This window comes from Lysinibacillus sp. GbtcB16 (genome assembly GCF_019091145.1).
Classification (GTDB): domain Bacteria; phylum Bacillota; class Bacilli; order Bacillales_A; family Planococcaceae; genus Lysinibacillus; species Lysinibacillus fusiformis.
In genome coordinates this window covers 230852-249993 of the sequence record NZ_JAGXJV010000001.1, presented here as the reverse complement: position 1 = coordinate 249993, position 19142 = coordinate 230852, and the positions used below count along the sequence as shown (strand labels likewise).

16 protein-coding genes and 1 riboswitch are annotated in these 19142 nt (G+C 39.2%); of the genes, 2 read left to right on the top strand and 14 right to left on the bottom strand.

Annotated elements, in window-relative coordinates; all coding sequences use genetic code 11:
• The first annotated feature begins 308 nt into the window (after positions 1 to 308).
• Positions 309 to 1505: an MFS transporter gene (locus tag KVT27_RS01230; RefSeq protein WP_036147287.1), complete on the top strand. Its 1197-nt coding sequence runs from the start codon at positions 309 to 311 to the stop codon at positions 1503 to 1505.
• Positions 1506 to 1564: 59 nt separating this feature from the next.
• Positions 1565 to 1672: riboswitch (TPP riboswitch) on the top strand.
• A 94-nt stretch (positions 1673 to 1766) separates the two neighbouring features.
• A complete protein-coding gene (thiW, locus tag KVT27_RS01225) occupies positions 1767 to 2270 on the top strand; it encodes an energy coupling factor transporter S component ThiW (protein ID WP_036147285.1) in 504 nt (167 codons plus the stop codon).
• Positions 2271 to 2362: 92 nt separating this feature from the next.
• On the opposite strand, the gene KVT27_RS01220 is transcribed toward thiW, so the two are convergent.
• From KVT27_RS01220 to KVT27_RS01155, 14 genes are all read right to left on the bottom strand, one after another.
• Positions 2363 to 4960, bottom strand: a complete 2598-nt coding sequence (locus tag KVT27_RS01220) for a VWA domain-containing protein (protein WP_217580521.1) — start codon at positions 4958 to 4960, stop codon at positions 2363 to 2365.
• A complete protein-coding gene (locus KVT27_RS01215; protein WP_217580519.1) occupies positions 4944 to 6689 on the bottom strand; it encodes a vWA domain-containing protein in 1746 nt (581 codons plus the stop codon). The genes KVT27_RS01220 and KVT27_RS01215 overlap by 17 nt, the downstream gene beginning before the upstream one ends.
• 11 nt (positions 6690 to 6700) lie before the next feature.
• Positions 6701 to 7576 (bottom strand): DUF58 domain-containing protein, encoded by an 876-nt coding sequence (locus KVT27_RS01210; protein WP_036147280.1) that lies wholly within the window; start codon positions 7574 to 7576, stop codon positions 6701 to 6703.
• The gene (locus tag KVT27_RS01205) at positions 7573 to 8568 is read right to left on the bottom strand and encodes an AAA family ATPase (protein ID WP_036226201.1); all 996 of its coding nucleotides are present in this window, start codon (positions 8566 to 8568) and stop codon (positions 7573 to 7575) included. Before KVT27_RS01205 ends, KVT27_RS01210 begins: the two co-directional genes overlap by 4 nt.
• A gap of 11 nt (positions 8569 to 8579) precedes the next feature.
• Complete coding sequence (locus KVT27_RS01200) at positions 8580 to 10001, bottom strand: hypothetical protein (protein ID WP_217580517.1); 1422 nt, start codon at positions 9999 to 10001, stop codon at positions 8580 to 8582.
• Between the two features lie 12 nt (positions 10002 to 10013).
• Positions 10014 to 10859 carry an ABC transporter permease gene (locus KVT27_RS01195; protein WP_036147274.1) on the bottom strand — a complete coding sequence of 282 codons (846 nt, stop codon included), beginning with the start codon at positions 10857 to 10859 and terminating at the stop codon, positions 10014 to 10016.
• On the bottom strand, positions 10856 to 11791 hold the full coding sequence (locus KVT27_RS01190) for an ABC transporter ATP-binding protein (protein ID WP_036123563.1): 936 nt from the start codon (positions 11789 to 11791) through the stop codon (positions 10856 to 10858). Before KVT27_RS01190 ends, KVT27_RS01195 begins: the two co-directional genes overlap by 4 nt.
• Positions 11791 to 14184 (bottom strand): hypothetical protein, encoded by a 2394-nt coding sequence (locus KVT27_RS01185; RefSeq protein ID WP_036123562.1) that lies wholly within the window; start codon positions 14182 to 14184, stop codon positions 11791 to 11793. The genes KVT27_RS01190 and KVT27_RS01185 overlap by 1 nt, the downstream gene beginning before the upstream one ends.
• Positions 14185 to 14351: 167 nt before the next feature.
• Complete coding sequence (locus tag KVT27_RS01180; protein ID WP_008174113.1) at positions 14352 to 15239, bottom strand: transcriptional regulator CcpC; 888 nt, start codon at positions 15237 to 15239, stop codon at positions 14352 to 14354.
• A 69-nt stretch (positions 15240 to 15308) separates the two neighbouring features.
• Entirely contained in the window at positions 15309 to 15749 is a 441-nt protein-coding gene (gene cbpB / locus KVT27_RS01175) for a cyclic-di-AMP-binding protein CbpB (RefSeq protein ID WP_008174114.1), read from the bottom strand.
• 197 nt (positions 15750 to 15946) lie between these two features.
• Complete coding sequence (locus tag KVT27_RS01170) at positions 15947 to 16186, bottom strand: hypothetical protein (protein WP_036123559.1); 240 nt, start codon at positions 16184 to 16186, stop codon at positions 15947 to 15949.
• Between the two features lie 63 nt (positions 16187 to 16249).
• Positions 16250 to 17017, bottom strand: a complete 768-nt coding sequence (gene fadH / locus KVT27_RS01165; protein WP_150908079.1) for a 2,4-dienoyl-CoA reductase — start codon at positions 17015 to 17017, stop codon at positions 16250 to 16252.
• A 152-nt stretch (positions 17018 to 17169) separates the two neighbouring features.
• Entirely contained in the window at positions 17170 to 18354 is a 1185-nt protein-coding gene (locus KVT27_RS01160) for an iron-containing alcohol dehydrogenase (protein WP_208704660.1), read from the bottom strand.
• A 16-nt stretch (positions 18355 to 18370) separates the two neighbouring features.
• The gene (locus KVT27_RS01155; RefSeq protein ID WP_150908081.1) at positions 18371 to 19132 is read right to left on the bottom strand and encodes a 3-hydroxybutyrate dehydrogenase; all 762 of its coding nucleotides are present in this window, start codon (positions 19130 to 19132) and stop codon (positions 18371 to 18373) included.
• Positions 19133 to 19142 lie beyond the last annotated feature (10 nt).

Genomic DNA, 19142 nt, shown 5'->3' with positions numbered 1-19142 from the left:
ATGTATTCTACGTGCCATTACATCTGCTCATCATAGCTTCATCTAAACAATATTATTCACTTTTATCACGCTATTTCATTTCAACAAAAATTGCTTATAGGCAAAAGTCTATACGCTCTCACTTCCCCCTAACTATTCATGTTTATTAATCAATTAGATGATATTCCATTGTGAAGTTTTCTGAGAAAAAAACTTTTCTGAAAAACCATTCTAACGATCGGATCAGTTACAGCAATCTCAACTATTAGCCAGCTATAATTCTTTATGATAGACTGTACTATATTTGATTACATAAAGGGGGTTTTTCGATGACCCAGCAGAAGTCCAATAAGGCGGCTTTGTATATATTAATGTTTAATATGTTTATCGCAATGGGGAGTATTGGAATTATTATTCCTGTAATGCCGGAATATTTAAGAATATTTGGAGCAGCAGGACAAGTTCTAGGCATGCTTATTGCTACGTTCGCCTTGGCTCAATTCGTATTTTCTCCAATTGCTGGGAATCTTTCTGACCTGTATGGGCGGAAAAATTTAATTATTTTCGGTCTTATACTAACAGGACTTGCACAAATCGGTTTTGGCCTCTCTACAGATGTTTGGATGCTCTTTTTGGCACGCTTTTTAGGTGGCCTTGGCTCTGCATTTGTTGCACCTCCTATTATGGCTTTTGTAGCAGACGTGACAACTTATGAAGAACGCGGAAAAGGAATGAGTATGTTAGGAGCTGCAATGTCGTTCGGCTTTATGATTGGCCCTGGAATTGGTGGTTTCCTCGCAAAGGTTAGCTTACATTTTCCATTTTTCATGGCGGGAGCTGCCGCCATTTTAGCGTCTATTTTATCGTACTTTTTATTACCATCTACAAAGCCAAATACTGCGCAAAATAGACAAAAGCAAGATAATCTGGTGAAACAGATGGCTCGCTCTGTACATATGCCTTATTTTGTTATGTTAATTATTATGATGGTATTCTCATTTGGGATTGCTAACTTCCAAACAACCTTATCCCTATTTGTGACAGAAAAATTTAATTACTCACCTGGCGATATTGCTACCATTCTAGTTGTTGGTGGAGCATTTGGGGTAATCGTACAGATGTTTATCATAACGCCACTCTTTAAACGCTTTGGTGAAATGAAAGTAGTTTTGGTCAATTTATTTATTGCCTCCGTTGCTATTTTCTTAATATTATTTGTTTCAGGTTTTGCACTAATATTAGTTGTAGCAACCATTTTCTCAACGGCAACAACGTTAATTCGTCCAGCTGTTAATACACTCATCTCAAAACTTGCTGAAACAGAGCAAGGATTTGCAGCCGGCTTGAACAATGCCTATATGAGTCTTGGAAATATGATTGGACCCGCTTTAGCTGGTTTCTTATTTGACTGGAATATGAATAGTCCTTATATATTTGGTGCCATTATCTTATTAGCCTGCTTCTTCCTTGCCCTGATTTGGACATTGAAAAAGGCACCACAGCTTATGCATCCAGATTCACACTAATCATCAAAGCTTATTGACTATTGATTCAAGTATGTTACACTTCTAAAAAATAGAAAAATTTTTACCACTAGGGGAGTCTTTTAAAGGCTGAGACGTATATGGTTATATACGGACCCTTCGAACCTGATCTAGTTCATGCTAGCGGAGGGAAGTGGCGCTTCTTGCTATTTTCAGTGTATAAGCAAGGCCGCTTCCTGTCGTTTGAAGGAAGCGGCTTTTTTCATTTTCCTAGTGGCTAAAACGAAAAGGAGCGCACCTATCATGTCTATTCGAAAATTAACAATTATGGCTTTATTAGTAGCGATTGCCGTTGCAGGCTCTACGTTCATCTCCATTCCAACTGGGATTGCTCGTGCCTACCCTATACAGCACGCTATTAACGTAATAGGAGCCATTATACTTGGACCCTTACCTACAGTTGTAGTGGCCTTTGTGACGGCTATCATTCGTATCCTTACAGGAACAGGCTCACTGTTAGCCATTCCTGGTAGTATTATTGGTGCATTATGCGCAGGGCTTGCCTATAAATATAGCTGTAAAATGTGGTTAGCCGGTATGGGTGAAGTGATCGGCACTGGTCTTCTCGCATCACTTGTAGCAGTACCCTATGCAAAGATACTTATGGGCACATCCGTAGCGGCCTTATTTTTCATGCCTGCCTTTTTAATATCAAGTTCAATTGGAGCAATCTTAGGTATTGTAGTAGCTAGCAGTTTGCGTAAAACGGTGCTAGTAAAATATTTTAATTCCCGCTCTCTTTATTAAAGAACGTCGTTGATATAACTTAGAGGATTTCTCTCCATGCATATATACAAAAAGCAGTGCGAAATAATTCACACTGCTTTCATCTAACTAAATTATTGGCGTTTTTTCATACCCTTTAATAATTGTGCTACATTCGTATCTTCTGCCTGTACGGGGGGATTTTCTACAAGTTGCCCCTTTTTCTTTGGCTTCGTTAGGAAATTCCAGCCAAAGCGTCTTATTGTAATATCAATAAAGAATAAGAGCATACCTGCAAGGAGAAGCCATGTCGCAATGTTTTGACGATCCGCCCCTCGCTTTGTAAAGTCACGGAACACTTCTTGTGGTTCTTTTAAAACAGCACCACCAGTTTGTTCGGTTAATTCTTCTATTAATTTATCATTAGCAGGAAGAAGTTCATACTCAGCACTATAGGGAACACTTAATCCAGCCTGATAAATCGTTTCCTTTTCATCAGCGATACGGAAGAAGATTAACCCCGGGTCAGCTTGTACTACAGCACGAACCTGAGAGGCTGATATAGTTTCAAGCTGTGTGTCTAACTCTTCACCAGCTTCATTAACCGCAACAATATCTAAAAAGGCTGCTTCATTTGTAGGATCTGTAATCATAAAGGACCCATCTGATTCTATTCTTACATCATAGGCAACATCATTATAACTTGGGAGCATTTGTGAAATAAGCGTTTGCCAAAATGTGCCCCAGTTTTGCCATCTTGCCCAGTCGCCTGACCACTTTCCTGTTGAATCAGAAGTGAATGCGAATGTTTTGCCAAGACCGTATTGCCATTGTGCTAACACCGGATCTTCTTTTTCGCTTTCAGCCACGACGGTAGCACCCTGCTTTGCGGTTGTTCCGATATAAGCATTCATTTGTGGAACCCCATTGGCAAATAGTGTATTCCATCCCCCTGCATTATAAAGTATTGGATAGAATGGGTTATCCTCAATGTACGTACGGGAAATCATAGCTGTTTCACGAGATAAAATGGAAGGAATAGTTTGCTCATCGATAACATTGTAGAAACGTCCGCTTCCCATCTCACTCAGAGCTTCCAATAAGTTAGCATCCGCATCTTGACCAATAGCCACTGTCGATAAAGTTATTCCACTATCTTTTCCTTGTTCAATTAAATCTTCATAATTTCCTGACTGTGATTGTCCATCTGTTAAAAGTATAATATGCTTACGTTGCAGTTTTATATCTGCTAGGTTTTCATATGCTTTTGCAAGTGAACCATAGATTTCTGTCCCGCCTCCCGGTGTAACAGATAAAATGGTATCCACTGCCTCTTCTTTATTGTTCAGAGGACCAGTCTCTATAATTTCCCAAGGCCGATCATCAAATGCTATAAATCCTAATGTATCTTCATCACGTAGCATCTCAACTGAACGTGCTGCCGCTTCCTTCGCAAGCTCTAGCTTGGATCCTGACATACTACCAGAGCGATCTAATACAATGACAAGTCCTAATGAAGGTAATTGTTCTTTCCCCTTAATTTCCATTTCAACAGGTAATAATGTTTCAATTGGCGTTTTAAAATAACCACCTAAACCAAAGCTATTTTCTCCACCAACCATTGCAAAACCAACACCAAAGTTTTTGACCGCTTGCTCTATCACACTCATTTTCGCCTCACCGACTAAATGTCCTGGCACATTATCGAAAATAATGGCATTATATTGCAAATAACTGGAGAGTTCATTTGGTAAGCTTTCAGGTGATTTTACATCATAGGCTATTGATTGCTGACCGAGTGCCTCCGCTATTGGTGAAGCTGTTTCATAGCCATTCACAATGAGTAAATGTGGTTCGCTTTGTACCATTGTGACACTTGTTAATTTATTGTTTTCAAATATTGCGTCTTGTCCTACTTGAACAACGGCTTCATATTTCACCAGCCCTTCACCAGTCGCTGCATGTTTATAGGTAAACATATTCGTTCCTTCGGCTAGCTCAACTGCCTCACGATGAATCAGTTCATCATTTTCATATAATAGTAGCTCGCCCTTTCCAGCTGAAGTTGCATGCACTTCTGTTACCAGTTGTTGTTGCTCACCCACATAGGCAACTTGTGGGGACACAAAGCTTTTTAATGAAACATCATTCACAACAGGCTGACTAAAGGGCACAACATCCACACTAATATTGGAGCCTTTAAACTTCGTGGCGAAATCTAAAGCATTGCCCTTTGTCTCATTGCCGTCTGTTAAGAGCACTAAGCGTGTTGCTTTTTTCGGATCTATAATACCTGTGGCAAGTTGCAGGCTTTGTTCTATATTCGTTTGATCAGTAGCCTTTATTTCCGTAAACTTTGGTACTTCCTTTAATGTTTTAGTCAAAATGGCTTCTGTTTGTAATGTTGATGAGAATGAATACAGCCCTGCAAGCTGTTCGTCTTTTTTCGATTGTAAACTATCCTGTATAAACTGTACCATCTCATCCTCAGTCCCATTCATGGAAGCTGAGCGGTCAATTAGATACACGATTTGTTCTTCTTTTATAGGTAATAAAAGATACGGCCCTGCCAATGCGAAAACTAAACAGCCTACCGCAAGCATGCGAATCATAAGTACGATAGCATGACTCTTTTTTAGTCGCTGTCGTTCTCGCCAATAGGTCCAACCAAAATAGATGAGCAATGGAAGTAATAGCAACAATATTAATGGCATATCAATTCGTAAATCCACGACGTCGTTGCACCTCCCACTCTGAAACAAGTAAAACTAAAATAATTAGAATTAGCCAAGGGACAAAAGAAGCCTTCGAAATCTCAGCCTTTCCGTTATCAGAAATATCCCCTAATGCATAGCTTGTTCCTTGTTCAATAACACGTTCTTGCGCCTGCAATTGTACAATAAAATGTTTTTCTTCATTATTAGAACGCACAAAATAGATGCCTGGTTTTGTTGGCGCAGTTAGCATACCATCCGTAACTAATGAAAGAAATTCATCTTCTTGTGAATATACACTCCAGTCTTCCTGCGCTAAAGCTACTACTCTTTGTTCATTTGGTGTGAAAATACCGAGTGAATCAATGGATTCTGATAACTGCTGTTCAGTACTCCATAAGAATAACGGGAATGATGGATGTAGTGGCCAATCCGTATCTGCAATATCTGCTAAGACGACGATATCCCCTTTAGGAGAGCGCTGTATAAACGGCTGTTCTCCAACAGTAGCGATAGTTTGATAATTTGCAAATCCAGGATACAAGGCGCTAACATAAACATCCTTGAGCTCGCTAAAAGCAAATAAAGCATCACTTTTAGTACTTACTATGCCACTTACCTCTACTTTTTCGGCATCATCACGGCCAAATAACACAAGAGGTTTGTCCATCTTTTCCAGCAATTCAGCTTGATTAGTGATCACCGTGGCATCCTGATTGTCTACTACTTGTAAAGGCGGAACGATTTTCACACCCGTACTTACCGATTGAAACCCTTTTTGAATCAATTGATGCATGCCCTGATCAACCACAATTTTTGAAGTAGCTGTTTGTAGTAAAACTGTTTGTTGATTATCTACTGCATAATCATCTCGTACATCAATGATTGCTGTCATTGATTTTTCTAAAGGTAACTCCTTGAAGGTTTTTGTTATCTCTTCCTTTGGAGGCACAGCGATATTCTCAGCTACCAGCTCTTTACCCTCTTCATTAAGTAATGCTAGTGTGACCTTTTGCTCAATGTCTGTATCATTATGAAGCTGCACAAGCGCCATTGTAGCCTGTCCATCTGTTGTTGCAGCAAATCGAGTAATAGCAATATTTGTTAAGTCCTTCGTAGCACCTCTTACCAGCCATTTAACAGAGTCCTTGTTCATAGGTAGTTGTTTTTTATCGAGTGTATCTGTAAATACATAGATTGAAGTCGGTGTGTCTCCAACAAATGCTTGAGCCACATCAAGCGCCTTATCCATTTCTGCCGTTTCATAGGTTACTTGTAAGTCTTTAATACCTTTTTCGATATCTTTAATATTTGTCTCTTGCTGTAAAATCGCTTTTGGAGCTGAACCAGTCGTAATTAGCGTGACCGGTCTCCCATTTAATTCATCTATAAGCGTCAGCATTTCCTGTTTATGTGTGTCAAAGGTAGATTGCCCCTTACCAGCTAACATTGTCGCAGAAGTATCAACAATAAATATAGTTTGCTCACCAACAATCGTTGATTTTTTCACATAGGGATTCATGAGTGCCAACACAAGGAGTAGCAATGCTAGTAACTGCAAATACAGTAGGGCATTCTTTTGCAAATGCTTTAAATAAGGAGATACCCGTGTTTCCTGCATAATCTCAGACCAGAAAAGTGTTGAAGAAACCGTCTGATCTGTATATTTTTTTCGAAAGAAATAATAGAGTAGGACAATGACCGGGATGATGGCCGTCCAGCTAAATATGATTTGACTAAAGCCCAATACGGCTCACCTCACCTAATCCAATGTGCTTTTAATAATTGCTGAAAGATTGCCTGTTGCAAACCATCTTCCACCTTCAATTGTAATTTCCGAATGCCGAAACGACGACAAATGGCTTCAAATTCTTCTTCATGTAATAAACGTCTTGCGTGATAGGTTTCTAGAACTTTAGTGGACATTGTCACATTGACTTCATTACCTGTTTCACGATCAAGAAGACGAACATCACCCGAATAGTTTGGTGATAGCTCTTCTTGCGTCACAATTTGTAAAATACGGACATCACCAGCATAGCGTGGTAGCCTTTTTAAAAGTTGCTCCCATTCCTCGATGGACTCTAGTCCATCTGTCACAATAAATAACACTGTACTGTCTTTTGGTAAAGCCTTTAAGGCACCCTGCGCAAAAGGATTCGAATAACTCGCTTCCTCTATATCTGTCACTATTTGTAAAAATGCTCGGCGATACATAGCGCCCTTCCGACGAAACGGTGGCTTCGCATCATCCTGTAAAAATGAAAAAGACAAACGATCGTCTCGACCAAGTACCATAAAACCAAGGGATGCCACTATTTGACGAGCAAAAATCCACTTGGCATCTGTCCCCATTGATTTTGTGGTATCAAGTAAAATGTGTACGCGCATTTCTTGTTCATCTAAAAATCTTTTAATAAAGTATTTATCCGTTCGGGCAAAGACGTTCCAATCCACTTGTCGTACATCATCACCTAAATGATATTCTCGAAAATCCGAAAAATCGAGGGAAGCCCCAAAGCGCTGTGAACGATGCGAGCCTTTATGCTGCCCGCGTAGTTTGGAGGCAGTCGCTATTTGAAAACGACTGATTTTCGCTAACCAGTCTTCGGGCAATAAGTAGTTAGCTGTCACTTGCTAACACCTTGCTGAACTTTTTCTAAAATAACATCAATGACATCATCTGCTGTCTTTCCTGAAGCCTCCCCTTCATAGTTCAACAGCATCCGATGACGTAATACAGGCTTTGCTACAGATTTAATATCCGCTACCGATACATGGAACCGCCCATTCATCAGTGCTCTAGCTTTAGCTAATTTTATTAAACTTTGCAAACCACGAGGTCCACTGCCATACATGGCATATTGCTTGACCTCGTCCAGAGCATTAGCTCTTTCTGGGTGCGTTGCCACCACTAAATCAGTGGCAAATTCAAGCATTTCATCAGCAACCAGCACTTCTTTCACCATTTGCTGTGCTTCTATTAGAGCCTCAGTGTTCATCAGTTTTTGTAAGCCAATTTCCTGAGCACCTGTCGTACGTTTCATAATTTCCATTAGTTCATTTTTTTCCGGATAGGAAACAAGAATTTTACAAAGGAAACGGTCCATCTGTGCTTCTGGTAACGGATATGTTCCTTCCATTTCAATAGGATTTTGCGTCGCTAACACGAAAAATGGTCTCGTCATTTTTTTTGTATCACCCAAAATCGTTACCGTTTTTTCTCCCATTGCTTCTAACAAAGCACTTTGAGTCTTCGGTGTAGCACGATTTATCTCATCCGCTAACACCATCTGACTAAAAATCGGACCTGGCTGAAACGTAAATTGTTGCTTCCCATCTGGAGTACGTTCAATCATACTTGTTCCTGTTATATCAGCCGGCATAAGATCTGGTGTAAATTGTATTCGTGAAAACGACAAGTCAAGAACTTCAGAAATTGTACGGATTAACATCGTCTTCCCTAAGCCTGGTAAACCTTCTAATAATGCATGACCATCTGCTAGTACAGCGTACATAGTATAATCAATTGCATCCTCTTGCCCTACAATAAAGCGATGGATTTCATCTTTTACTTGTTGTAATTTTGTACTCATTTCTACATACTGTTGCTCTGTAAATGCCATTTCATTTCCTCCTACTGCGACTCAATTGACGTGAAATAAGATTGCACGACATTTTGTAAATCCTTCGGTAATTGTAAACGCTCTGAGCTTTCTAAATAGCTGTCTTTATAGGAGCCAATTACTTCTTCATACGGTCGAATGGTACCCTTTGTTATCGGACCATTCCCCTGTTGCTCAGAAACATGGGAACCATCTCCCAATGCTCCTCCATCCACGGATGTCTCGTTTGACCCACCAAGACGATTCGGTGTCGTCAATAAATCACGACCACCTTGACCTCTGCCTGCGCCTTGTCCTTGGCCCTGTCCTTGTCCCTGTCCTTGGCCTTGGCCCTGTCCTTGGCCTTGACCCTGGCCTTGGCCTTGGCCTTGACCCTGGCCTTGGCCTTGGCCTTGATTATTACCATTTTGTTGTTGGGAACCACTTTGAGCATTATTTTGACCAGATTGGCTTGCCTGCCCTTGCTGATTGCTTGGCTGGGAATTCCCAGATGACTGCTGACTACCTTGTTGTTGGTTATTATTTTGATTGTTAGTGCTAGCATTATTAGCACTAGCAATCGCATTTTGTAAGGAATTACTTGCTGGTTTCCCAAGTTTACTCATAGCTGTTTGTGTGGCATTTGCATTTTGTGTGAGATTTTGCTGCATTTGAGCAAGTTCCTTCAATTGTTCAACTTCTGCTTTCGATAAGCCTTTTTCGTCGGTTGCACCGTCTTGACTTGCCTTTTGCTTATCCTTTAATTGCTGCTCCTTAAGAGCAAGCTCCTTTTGCTTCTTCACCACTTCGCGCAATGCCTCTTCAGCTGTTTCTGCTTCCTTCAGCGTGTTTTGAAGCTCTTGCAATTGCTCTTTTACTTCTTTTGTCTGTGCTTTTTTCTCCAGCTCCGCAACTTCCTTCTTCATATCGTCGATTACAGCTTGCTCTTTTTCAACTTCTATCGCTTCAATTTGAGTCGCTGCTGGGAACATATAAAGGATTGCTAGGACGACAGCTGTGCCAAATAATCCAATAAACGCCTTTGGTCGAAACAAACTTTTCTTCCGAGCCTTAAAGCTTCTGAAAGCCTGTTCAACATTCTGTATCGCCTTTAATAATAATGCTTGAACAAGTGGGTCCTGATCGTCTTTCAATGATAAAGCAGTCACCAACTCATTATGTGAAAAATAATGATCCAATGTATGCAAAGCTTCTTTCTCTTTGACACGTCTCCACCAGATGTAAACTATCGTTGCAATCAGAAGCGTAACAAAGACAGCCAACGCAATTTGGCGATAATAGGGCCAGACAAATAATCTTGAAATAAGAACGAGAGAAGCACTCGAAAGCAATGCCAAAAACAGACCGTATTGTGCAATAGGGATGCTTTTTTCAAATGTTAAACTCGACTTTGCACGCTGAATATATTTTCGTAATTGCTTACGACGCTCCATAATAATTCCTCCTCATCGGTTACTTTTCATGTTGGCACGTAATTTTTTTATCGCAATCGTTAAACAAAGTACAATAATCAATACATAAGCAATTAAATAAGTAATCCATACGGGTAGTTCCACTCCTGAAAGCTCAGCTAACGCATTGCCCATATCCGGTGAAATCAGCGTCAGCATTAGGGCACCTGGATTAATTGAAGCCCAAAAATAAGTCATAAAGGAGGTACTTGCACCAACGGCATTACCCATTTGATGGAAAGCCATTGTTAAAAAGAAGAAGAATGCTGTAATCCCGCCTAAAAAGATAATAGATCCATATGTGGCAATCATGGCAACTATTGTTTTTTTCGTAATTGTTGAAAACATGACGCCAATACTACCTATTGCTACAACAGTAACTAAATAAAATAAAAATATAGAAATAAGCTGAGAAGGTGAAACTCCACCAAATAGGAACACTAAACTATATAATGGTAATCCTGCTACGAGCATTAAAACTAGAAATGACACGGACGATAATAATTTTCCAATGACAATTTGTGTAGAGCTTTGTGTCGTTGTTAGCAAAATATTTAAGGTTTGTTTTTCACGCTCACTACTGATAGCTCCTGCTGTTAAGCTTGGTGTAATGAATAGAACTAATGCCATTTGTAAAATCGTTAATACAGCAAACATCATAAAACTTGTTTCTGGTTTAAAAAATCCTTTGCCAGTAAATTCAGTTGTCAGCAATAAAAAGCCTGCAATGAAAATACAAAGTACTGCTAAGTAAAACATTAACCCTGAGAAGCTTTTAAAAGAACGGAATCGTAACTTTAACTCTTTCACAAATACTGGATTATAAAATCTTTCCATCATTGACTGTCCGCTCCCTTCGTAATCGCCATAAAGACATCCTCTAAATCTTTTTCTTCCTCACTTAACGCATAAATTGGTAAATCGGCAAGTATGGCCTTTTTCAGTAATGCCACCTGTTCTGCATCTGTTCCACGATAATTAAAGGCTATCTCAAGACGATGCTCAAGGACATCAATAGACGAAATATGGGGATCTTCTTCTAAATATGCACGTACTTCGTTTATACGATCTGTCACTTTCATTACAATACGCTTTTCTCCCTGTAGCTGTGCCTGAATGGCAGCAACATTTCCATGTGCAATTAATTTGCCATTATCAATGACGCCAATTTCATCACACATTTCAGCTAGCTCCGGCAAAATATGAGAAGAAATTAAAATAGTTTTACCCATAGACTTTAAATTCCGTAAAATATCTCGCATTTCCACACGGGCGCGAGGGTCTAATCCAGATGCTGGTTCATCTAAAATCAATACTTTAGGATCATGAATAAGTGCACGGGCAAGACATAAACGTTGCTTCATCCCACGCGATAATAAATCTACATATTCATAACGTTTACTCGTTAAATTGACAAGTTCTAATAGCTGTGGAATCAGCACTTGGCGTTCTGCCAGTTGTATACCATAGCTAGCTCCATAAAAATCTAAATATTCATCTACTTTTAACTGATCATAGACACCAAAGAAATCAGGCATATAACCAATTTGCTTGCGTACTTCTTTCGGTTCCTTGACGACACTTTTACCGTTTATCAACGCATCACCTGATGTTGGTGACAATAGTGTCGCTAAAATAGAAAATGTTGTTGATTTACCTGCTCCATTTGCACCAACAAAGCCAAACACGATGCCTTCTTCTAAGGACAAATTTAAATGATCCAGTGCCGTAAAGGAGCCATATCTTTTCGTTAAGTCACGAATTTCAATCATTATTTTGCCACTCCCTTCAGCTCTATTTCAGGTAATTTCGTTTGTTCGCCAGTTGGATCTGGGCCATATTTAATTTCTAGTCGAACTTCACTATCTTGATTAATATAATTTTTAATGTTATTTGTAAACACTTGCTTTGTATCCACAAGTGGCTCATACATATTCGTCGTATTATTCCATATCGACAGCTGCATACGCTTAACATCCTTATTAGAAATAGTTAGTTCATTAAGTGATTCCACAGCGTCCATAAATTGATCGGGCATTGCCATTGTTAATTCGTATAAACCATCAGATAGATACCAGTTATTTAATTCCTCATCAATTTTATCGAAGTATCCACTCGCCGATAGTGAGTTTAATGAGTACGTGAAATTATTACGTTTCATTGTAAATGGTCCTGATAGTTCCACTTTCCCTTTAAACGGTTGAACAAGCATTGTAAGTGGAGACATATTTGCACTTGTTTCAAGTTCAGCCCCTACAATCGCTTGGTCCGTCCATGCTGTCAGTATTGGCTGTCTATCATTCTCTACAAGTGGCAATGCTAATGTTTTCATTCGTTCAACACGCATTGGATCTACCTCATCCTTCTGAGATGGGTAACTATAATTATAACTATTAAAAACAGATGGCTTTTGCAGTACTGTTGTCTTCATTTCCTTGTCTACTTGTAAGGTGCCGTTTGCTTTAATATCACCCAGTTTTACTTCTTTCACGCCAGAGATTAAAGTGACGTCTTTTAATTCAAATGGAAAATTATTTTTTATTGTTCCAGTTAGCTTCTCATTTTTCAACGTTATATCAACATCCATTTTGCCAATATTCTGAGCAGATGTTTTCCCTCCAAATGATTGAACAGACCAATAATTTAAATCACGTAATGTTAACGTTGAACCGTTGGCATTTTCCTTAATATAAGAAGATTCATGTAAATCACCCACTGTACCCGTGAAATTATTATAATTTCTCATCGCAACAGCTGTTGTGTTTTTATCCGTATTCACGATAAAATCCCCGCTACGATTCGTTAAGATGGATTCAACATAATATCCATTTAAACTACTATCCTCATTGACCTTATAAAATGCGGATTGTTGTACTTGTGGCTGAACAACTCTGTCTTTTGCACCAACAATGAAAAGACCAATCGAAAGAACGATTGAGAATACCGGAATAATCCACCATGCATGCTCCCGCTTGTCTATCTTTTTCAGGACAAAATAAAGAACTGGACCAATGATGATAATATAAAGAATAATGACGATAAGCATATAGCTTACGGAAACTTCAAAGGACGGGAATAATTCATTTATGTTACGAAGCTCATAAGAGATTTGATCGAGTGGGGATTGTCCCTGACTCATCATTCCTTGCTGTGAAATACTTTGAATATCAATTATCTTTGCTAGGAGGGCTGCATAGCCATCCATTGAAGCGAGCGGCTGATCCCCCAAAGAAAAGGCTGTTTGAATAATTTCACCACTGCCAATTTTTTTCTTCGAGGCTAGGACTACATTATTCTCCGTTAATACCGGTAAACTTTCTTTATGATTAGTAGCTGTATGAATCGAAATTGGCTGCGTAAAAATACCACCGCCCGATAATTTTGTTAATGTTTCTGCAGAGATAGATGTCATTTCTTGTGATAATGACATTGGTAAATAATCTTTAAAAACTCCTGCTGTGGCATCTATTTGATCAGAAGCGCCTAAAAGTAATGTACCCCCATCTTGTACCCATTTCAGCAATGCCTCTTGTTGTTTTTGCGCTAAGTCGGCTATTGCTACTTCATCTACGACGATGACGTTTGCCATGGCAAGTCCTTGTTCATCTTCTGGGAATGTATAATCCTTTAATTGATTGATGTTAAATATTTCCACATTGTTTTGAGGAACAAATGATGATAAACGTAAAAGTGCTGATAGTCGATCACTTTTTTCTGTTAATGTATAGACAAATGTTGATGTAGGATCTAAAAAATTGGATTGTAGGCGCTTGGTCCCCTTATAGGCAATCTTTTTTCCCTTTTCAATATTCCCTTCATAAAAGGCAAATAAATCTGCGTCCGAATATCCATTGTCAGCTAAACCATCTAGATAGAAGGTAAATGTCTTCTCTTCTCCTGCTGCAATATCAATTGGAACGACAAGTGCGGATGCTGCTTCATAAGAATTTGAAGAATTTATTGCCATATCTCCAGAAAAATCTGCACCGTTATTTTTCACTGTCACTTGTAATGGCACAACTGATTGATATTTAGCTTTCCCTGAAATACCTGCTGTTGCTTTGACCTCTAATGGTGCAGCTGCTTGCGCCTGTGTGGAAGGCAGCAGAAAGCTCATCATCAGCATAACTAATAAGGTCAGTGCCGTCATTTTTGTCTTTTTCAAAAGCTCAACCCCTTTTTATGTAAGTAGATGGTTACATAATTATACGATTTAAATTGCATTTTGTTCCATTTCTTATGATATCTTCATCAATATTCATAAACTCTTAAGAAATCACCGAGCTAAAACGAAAAAGACAATCCCCTAATAGACTGGAATTGTCTTATTTTTTATTTTGTATAGTCAAACAAACAACGCGCATGGTCTTGCACTACTTCTACAAATGCTTCTACCTGTCGCAATTCAAAAGATGATTCATAGCCTATGAGCCATGTATCGCGTGTAATTCCAAATTCCTTTTCATCGTTTGTTAAAGGTATTTTATGAATTTCATCATGGTCATTTAATGTAATGGACGGTAGTATAGCATACCCTATCCCATTTAAAGCCATCTGTTTACAAATTTCTATCTGATCGACTAAAATTTGTTTTCTTGGATTGGAGGCAAAGTGCTGTTGCCACCATTGTTGAATTTCCTGATAATAGTTCGAGTCACTTTTATATTGAATAAAAGGACGATCTGTTGTCAGCACATCTTCAATTGTCTTCACCTCTTTATCCACCAAATAAAGGGTGTCTCTGAAAAGGTGAATCTTTTCCCCTTTCCAATCTACCTGACCTCGTACAATTCCAATATGTGCCTCGCCCTCATAAAGAGCTTTCACAATTTCAGAACTCCAGCCGGTCATAAGTGATATTTTTGCATCGGGATATTTAGATACAAATTCCTTCAGTATTTTAGGCAACCAGTTTTGACCAACAATAGACGCACAGGCAATTTTCAAGGTTCCATTTACCTTTGTCGTTAAGGATTGAATCGTTTCAAATATTTCTTCCTTTTTGGCTAGCATTTCCTTTGCATAAGCAATAACCTGTTCACCAGCAGGTGTTGCTGTTAAACCTTTTTGTGAACGAATAAATAATTGTGCACCCCAGTCCTTTTCAATCGTTTGTAAACGTTGGGAAAGGGCTGGCTGGGATAGAAATAGACGTTCAGCTGCCTTCCGCATATTGCGTTCTTCAGCTAAAATTTTTAAAATCTCTGCCTCTGTTGCCATCAATCTGTAAACCTCCAATTACAAGCAAAGAGGGCCTCATGATTTTCATATGAGCTCCCTCTTAAACTACTACTCTTTTTGATAAATATATTTTTTCAATTGCTTTAAAATAACACGTCTTGTTAATATCCCTGCAAAAGTACCATCTTCGTCCACTACACATAAAAATGCGTGGTTAATGACTAAATCCAAAGCTCGCTGAAATGTATCTGACAACTTTAATACAGCGATCTCTTTTTCCATAATAGAGTCAACTTTAATATCAGGAAGCTTTTCATACTCAATATGCTCGAGCCCTAGAATCGATTCCGTTATCATTTTCATGCTCAGTAAACCTTGAAGTCGATATTTCAAATCTAATACAGGTATGGACGAATATCCTGTACGCGTTAGTACAAGTAGTGCGTGCTCAGCACTATTGCCACTTTGTACATGCGCAACTTTTTCAGAGGAAATGATAAAATCACTAATTGGCATTGCTAATAAGTCTTTGCTGTTAGTTGAAATCATGAACTTCTTCTCCTTTTCTGTTCTGGCTGTGCAGAACAGTCCTTCCCTTTCATCATATCACAACTTTTCTATGTCTGACCATGATCAGGACGGGAAGAGTTTTTCAGGAATAACGAATTTTTTTGAGCTATTCAACAAAAACTAAGTACACCCTCAATCAGTTCAGTATTTCATCACTGATTGAGGATGAGTCATTTCTAATAGCCAACCTTACTCCAGTAATAAAAAATCATGATCCCTAAAAAAAGTAAAAATATTCCGTATACCCATACGATCGGATTGAGCATCGTTGCATACTCTTCGACCGTTTCTGAAATCGGCGTATCCTTTTCAGACTCCCGTTCAGAAGTCATCTTTGCAATTTTCAACGTGGATACAAACGAAATAACAGAAATAATTACGATGGCAATTAGAGCTGGTATTAACCACATACCCATTGTCAAAACTCCTTTCTTTGCCCTTAGTATGCGTCAATCCAGCTCTTCATTATGCAAACATTTTTAGAATGGATATTGATTGAGCCACTGACCACCATCCAGTGTCACACATTCTCCATTCATATAGCTTGCCTTATTAGACATCATAAATGTAGCTAAATCAGCTATTTCCTCAGGAGTACCCGTACGTCCAAGTGGAACAGAATCCAATGTACGCGCAGCAGCTGCTTCAGATTCCCAAAGCTTATCAGCACCACCTGTTCGTTCAATTGGCCCTGGTGCTATTGCATTGACGCGAATACCATACTGCTTCCCCCATTCTACTGCTAATGTTCTCGTCAATGATAATACTCCCGCTTTTGCTGCAGCTGAATGGACCACCCCAGCTCCTGCATTCCAAGCATAAGTAGCAACCATATTCAAAATAGAGCCCTTAATATTATTTTTAATCCAATATTTACCTACAACTGAAGAACAGAAGAACGTACCATTTAACACGATATCTACTACTGCCTTCCAGCCATTAGGTGTTAAATCCTCAGCATGTACTATGAAATTACCAGCCGCATTATTAACAAGACCATCAACCTGTCCAAATTTTTCAACAGTAAATGCTAGCATCGCCTCGGCGTGTTCTGGTACTCGTACATCCATTTGGAAAGTTTCAATCGTTGAGCCAGCCTCTGCAATAAACTTTTTTGCCTCTGCTAAACGTTCTTCGTTGCGCCCTGTGATGACAACATTTGCTCCTTCAGCAACAAATTGCTTCGCCATATAAAGACCCATCCCACTTGATCCACCTGTAATTATAATTGTCTTCCCCTGCAACATTCCATTTCCCCCTTTGTCAAAAATGAATGGTTATTCATTAAAATTTTACTATATTTTCTCGAAACTGTCATATTAATTCTGCCAATTGCTCTTTTTATTTTCTATAAAAACATAAAAGAGCTATCCACATGGATGAATAGCTCGGAAATTTTTTAGAATTCATAAGTATAAGCTGTATGATATAACTCCATTAGTTCCTCTTTTGTTGGTATCTTTGGATTATTGCTAGGACTACCACTTGCAATTGCGTCTTCAGCCATTTTAGGGATGGCCTTATAAAACGCTCCTTCCTCTATCCCCCACTGTTTTAAATTTCCAATATTCATTCGTTTACACATTTCCTTAATGGAGGAAATCGCCAACTGAGCAAGGTCCTCTTGTGATAGTGTTCCATTCTTTTCATGAAAGAACTCGCCTAAAACTGCTAACCGATCTATACAAGCTTCTTTAGAAAATTCTAAAACCGCTGGTAAAAGCATCGCATTGGAAATACCATGGGGTACGTGGAATAACGCACCTATTGGACGAGACATTCCATGTACTAATGCAACCGAGGCATTAGAAAAAGATAGACCTGCCTGCATGGAACCTAATGACATAGCTTCTCTCGCATCTACATCATCCCCTTGCTCATAAACTCTCAAAATATTATGGACGATTAAATCCATGGCAGAAAGAGCAAGTACATTTGAATATGGATGGGCTAAACGGGACAAATAACTTTCAATGGCATGGCTTAAGGCATCAATCCCTGTAGCTGCAGTAATCGCAGGTGGTGATGTAATCGTTAAAATAGGATCAACAATGGCAACCGTTGGCATAAAGGCAGGCTGCTTAATCATCATTTTGACTTCACTCTTTGTATTGGTAATAACAGTGGCATCTGTTGCCTCTGAACCTGTTCCAGCTGTCGTTGGAATAGCAATATGTGGGATTGGCACTTGCTCTGCCATTTTTGCCATTTTCATATAATCTCCTATGTAGCCACCGTTTGTAGCCACCACTGCAATTGCCTTTGCTGTGTCAATACAGCTTCCACCTCCAACAGAAATGATAACATCACAACCTTCCTGCTGAAGAAGATGTAGCCCTTCCTCTACATACGTGTCATCCGGTTCAGTTACTACCCCTAAGTATGGAACCGCTTCTATTCCATATGTGTTTAACAAGCTTCTACATTGCTTCACAAAGCCTAAGCTGTCCATAATTGGATCACTAATAATAAGTGCTTTAGTGCCGAGTTTTTTCGCATACTCGCCCACCTCTTCAAAGGAATCACGCCCATACACAATCGTTCCAGGTGAATGAACGGTAAAGCTTGTTTTTGTTTGAATCATCTTTTTCCCTCCTACACTATTGAGCTGTATAGCCACCATCTAAAAGAATAGCTTGACCCGTTAATCCTTTTGCTAAATCACTCGCCAAATATAATGCAAGCCCTGTAACTTCCGATACATCCAGTAAGCGTTTTTGAGGTACAAGTGGATAGAGCACCTCTTCAAGTACTTCTTCTACTTGAATTCCTCTAGTTTTCGCTAAATCTTTAAATTGATGGCGCACTAGTTCGGTATCAACATATCCTGGACAAATCGCATTTACCGTAATTCCATCCTTTGCTACTTCCAGCGCAGCTACCTTCGTTAAACCAATGACTCCATGCTTTGCCGCATTGTAACCTGCCTTACCTGCAAATCCAATCACACCATTAATGGAGGCCATATTGATAATACGACCAAATTGATTTTTCTTCATATGAGGTAATACATATTTCATCGCAATAAATGGTGCAACGACCATTACTTTTTGCATGTCTTCGAAAATTTCCGTCTTAAAGTCTTCAATAAGGGAGACATGTTGAAATCCTGCATTATTAATTAAAATATCTAACGTTGTAAAGCGATCGATTGTCCATTCAATTGCCTCTCGTATGGCTTCTTCATCTGTCACATCACATGAATAAGCCATTAAGGAAGGATTGTTTTCAACAGCCTCTTTTAAAAGCTGTTCATTTTTATCCGTAATTACGACATTGGCTCCTTGCTCGGTAAATGCTTGTGCCATCGAAAGACCAATACCACGGGCTGCTCCTGTAATGAACACTGTTTTTCCTTGCATACAACATTCC

What these genes read in the sequence shown, in the direction of transcription:
- KVT27_RS01230 (WP_036147287.1), top strand. Translation starts at nt 309, where the DNA reads ATGACCCAGCAGAAGTCCAATAAGGCGGCTTTGTATATATTAATGTTT.
- thiW (WP_036147285.1), top strand. Translation starts at nt 1,767, where the DNA reads ATGTCTATTCGAAAATTAACAATTATGGCTTTATTAGTAGCGATTGCC.
- KVT27_RS01205 (WP_036226201.1), bottom strand. Translation starts at nt 8,568, where the DNA reads ATGGCATTTACAGAGCAACAGTATGTAGAAATGAGTACAAAATTACAA.
- KVT27_RS01200 (WP_217580517.1), bottom strand. Translation starts at nt 10,001, where the DNA reads ATGGAGCGTCGTAAGCAATTACGAAAATATATTCAGCGTGCAAAGTCG.
- KVT27_RS01195 (WP_036147274.1), bottom strand. Translation starts at nt 10,859, where the DNA reads ATGATGGAAAGATTTTATAATCCAGTATTTGTGAAAGAGTTAAAGTTA.
- KVT27_RS01190 (WP_036123563.1), bottom strand. Translation starts at nt 11,791, where the DNA reads ATGATTGAAATTCGTGACTTAACGAAAAGATATGGCTCCTTTACGGCA.
- KVT27_RS01180 (WP_008174113.1), bottom strand. Translation starts at nt 15,239, where the DNA reads ATGGCAACAGAGGCAGAGATTTTAAAAATTTTAGCTGAAGAACGCAAT.
- cbpB (WP_008174114.1), bottom strand. Translation starts at nt 15,749, where the DNA reads ATGATTTCAACTAACAGCAAAGACTTATTAGCAATGCCAATTAGTGAT.
- KVT27_RS01170 (WP_036123559.1), bottom strand. Translation starts at nt 16,186, where the DNA reads ATGGGTATGTGGTTAATACCAGCTCTAATTGCCATCGTAATTATTTCT.
- fadH (WP_150908079.1), bottom strand. Translation starts at nt 17,017, where the DNA reads ATGTTGCAGGGGAAGACAATTATAATTACAGGTGGATCAAGTGGGATG.
- KVT27_RS01160 (WP_208704660.1), bottom strand. Translation starts at nt 18,354, where the DNA reads ATGATTCAAACAAAAACAAGCTTTACCGTTCATTCACCTGGAACGATT.
- KVT27_RS01155 (WP_150908081.1), bottom strand. Translation starts at nt 19,132, where the DNA reads ATGCAAGGAAAAACAGTGTTCATTACAGGAGCAGCCCGTGGTATTGGT.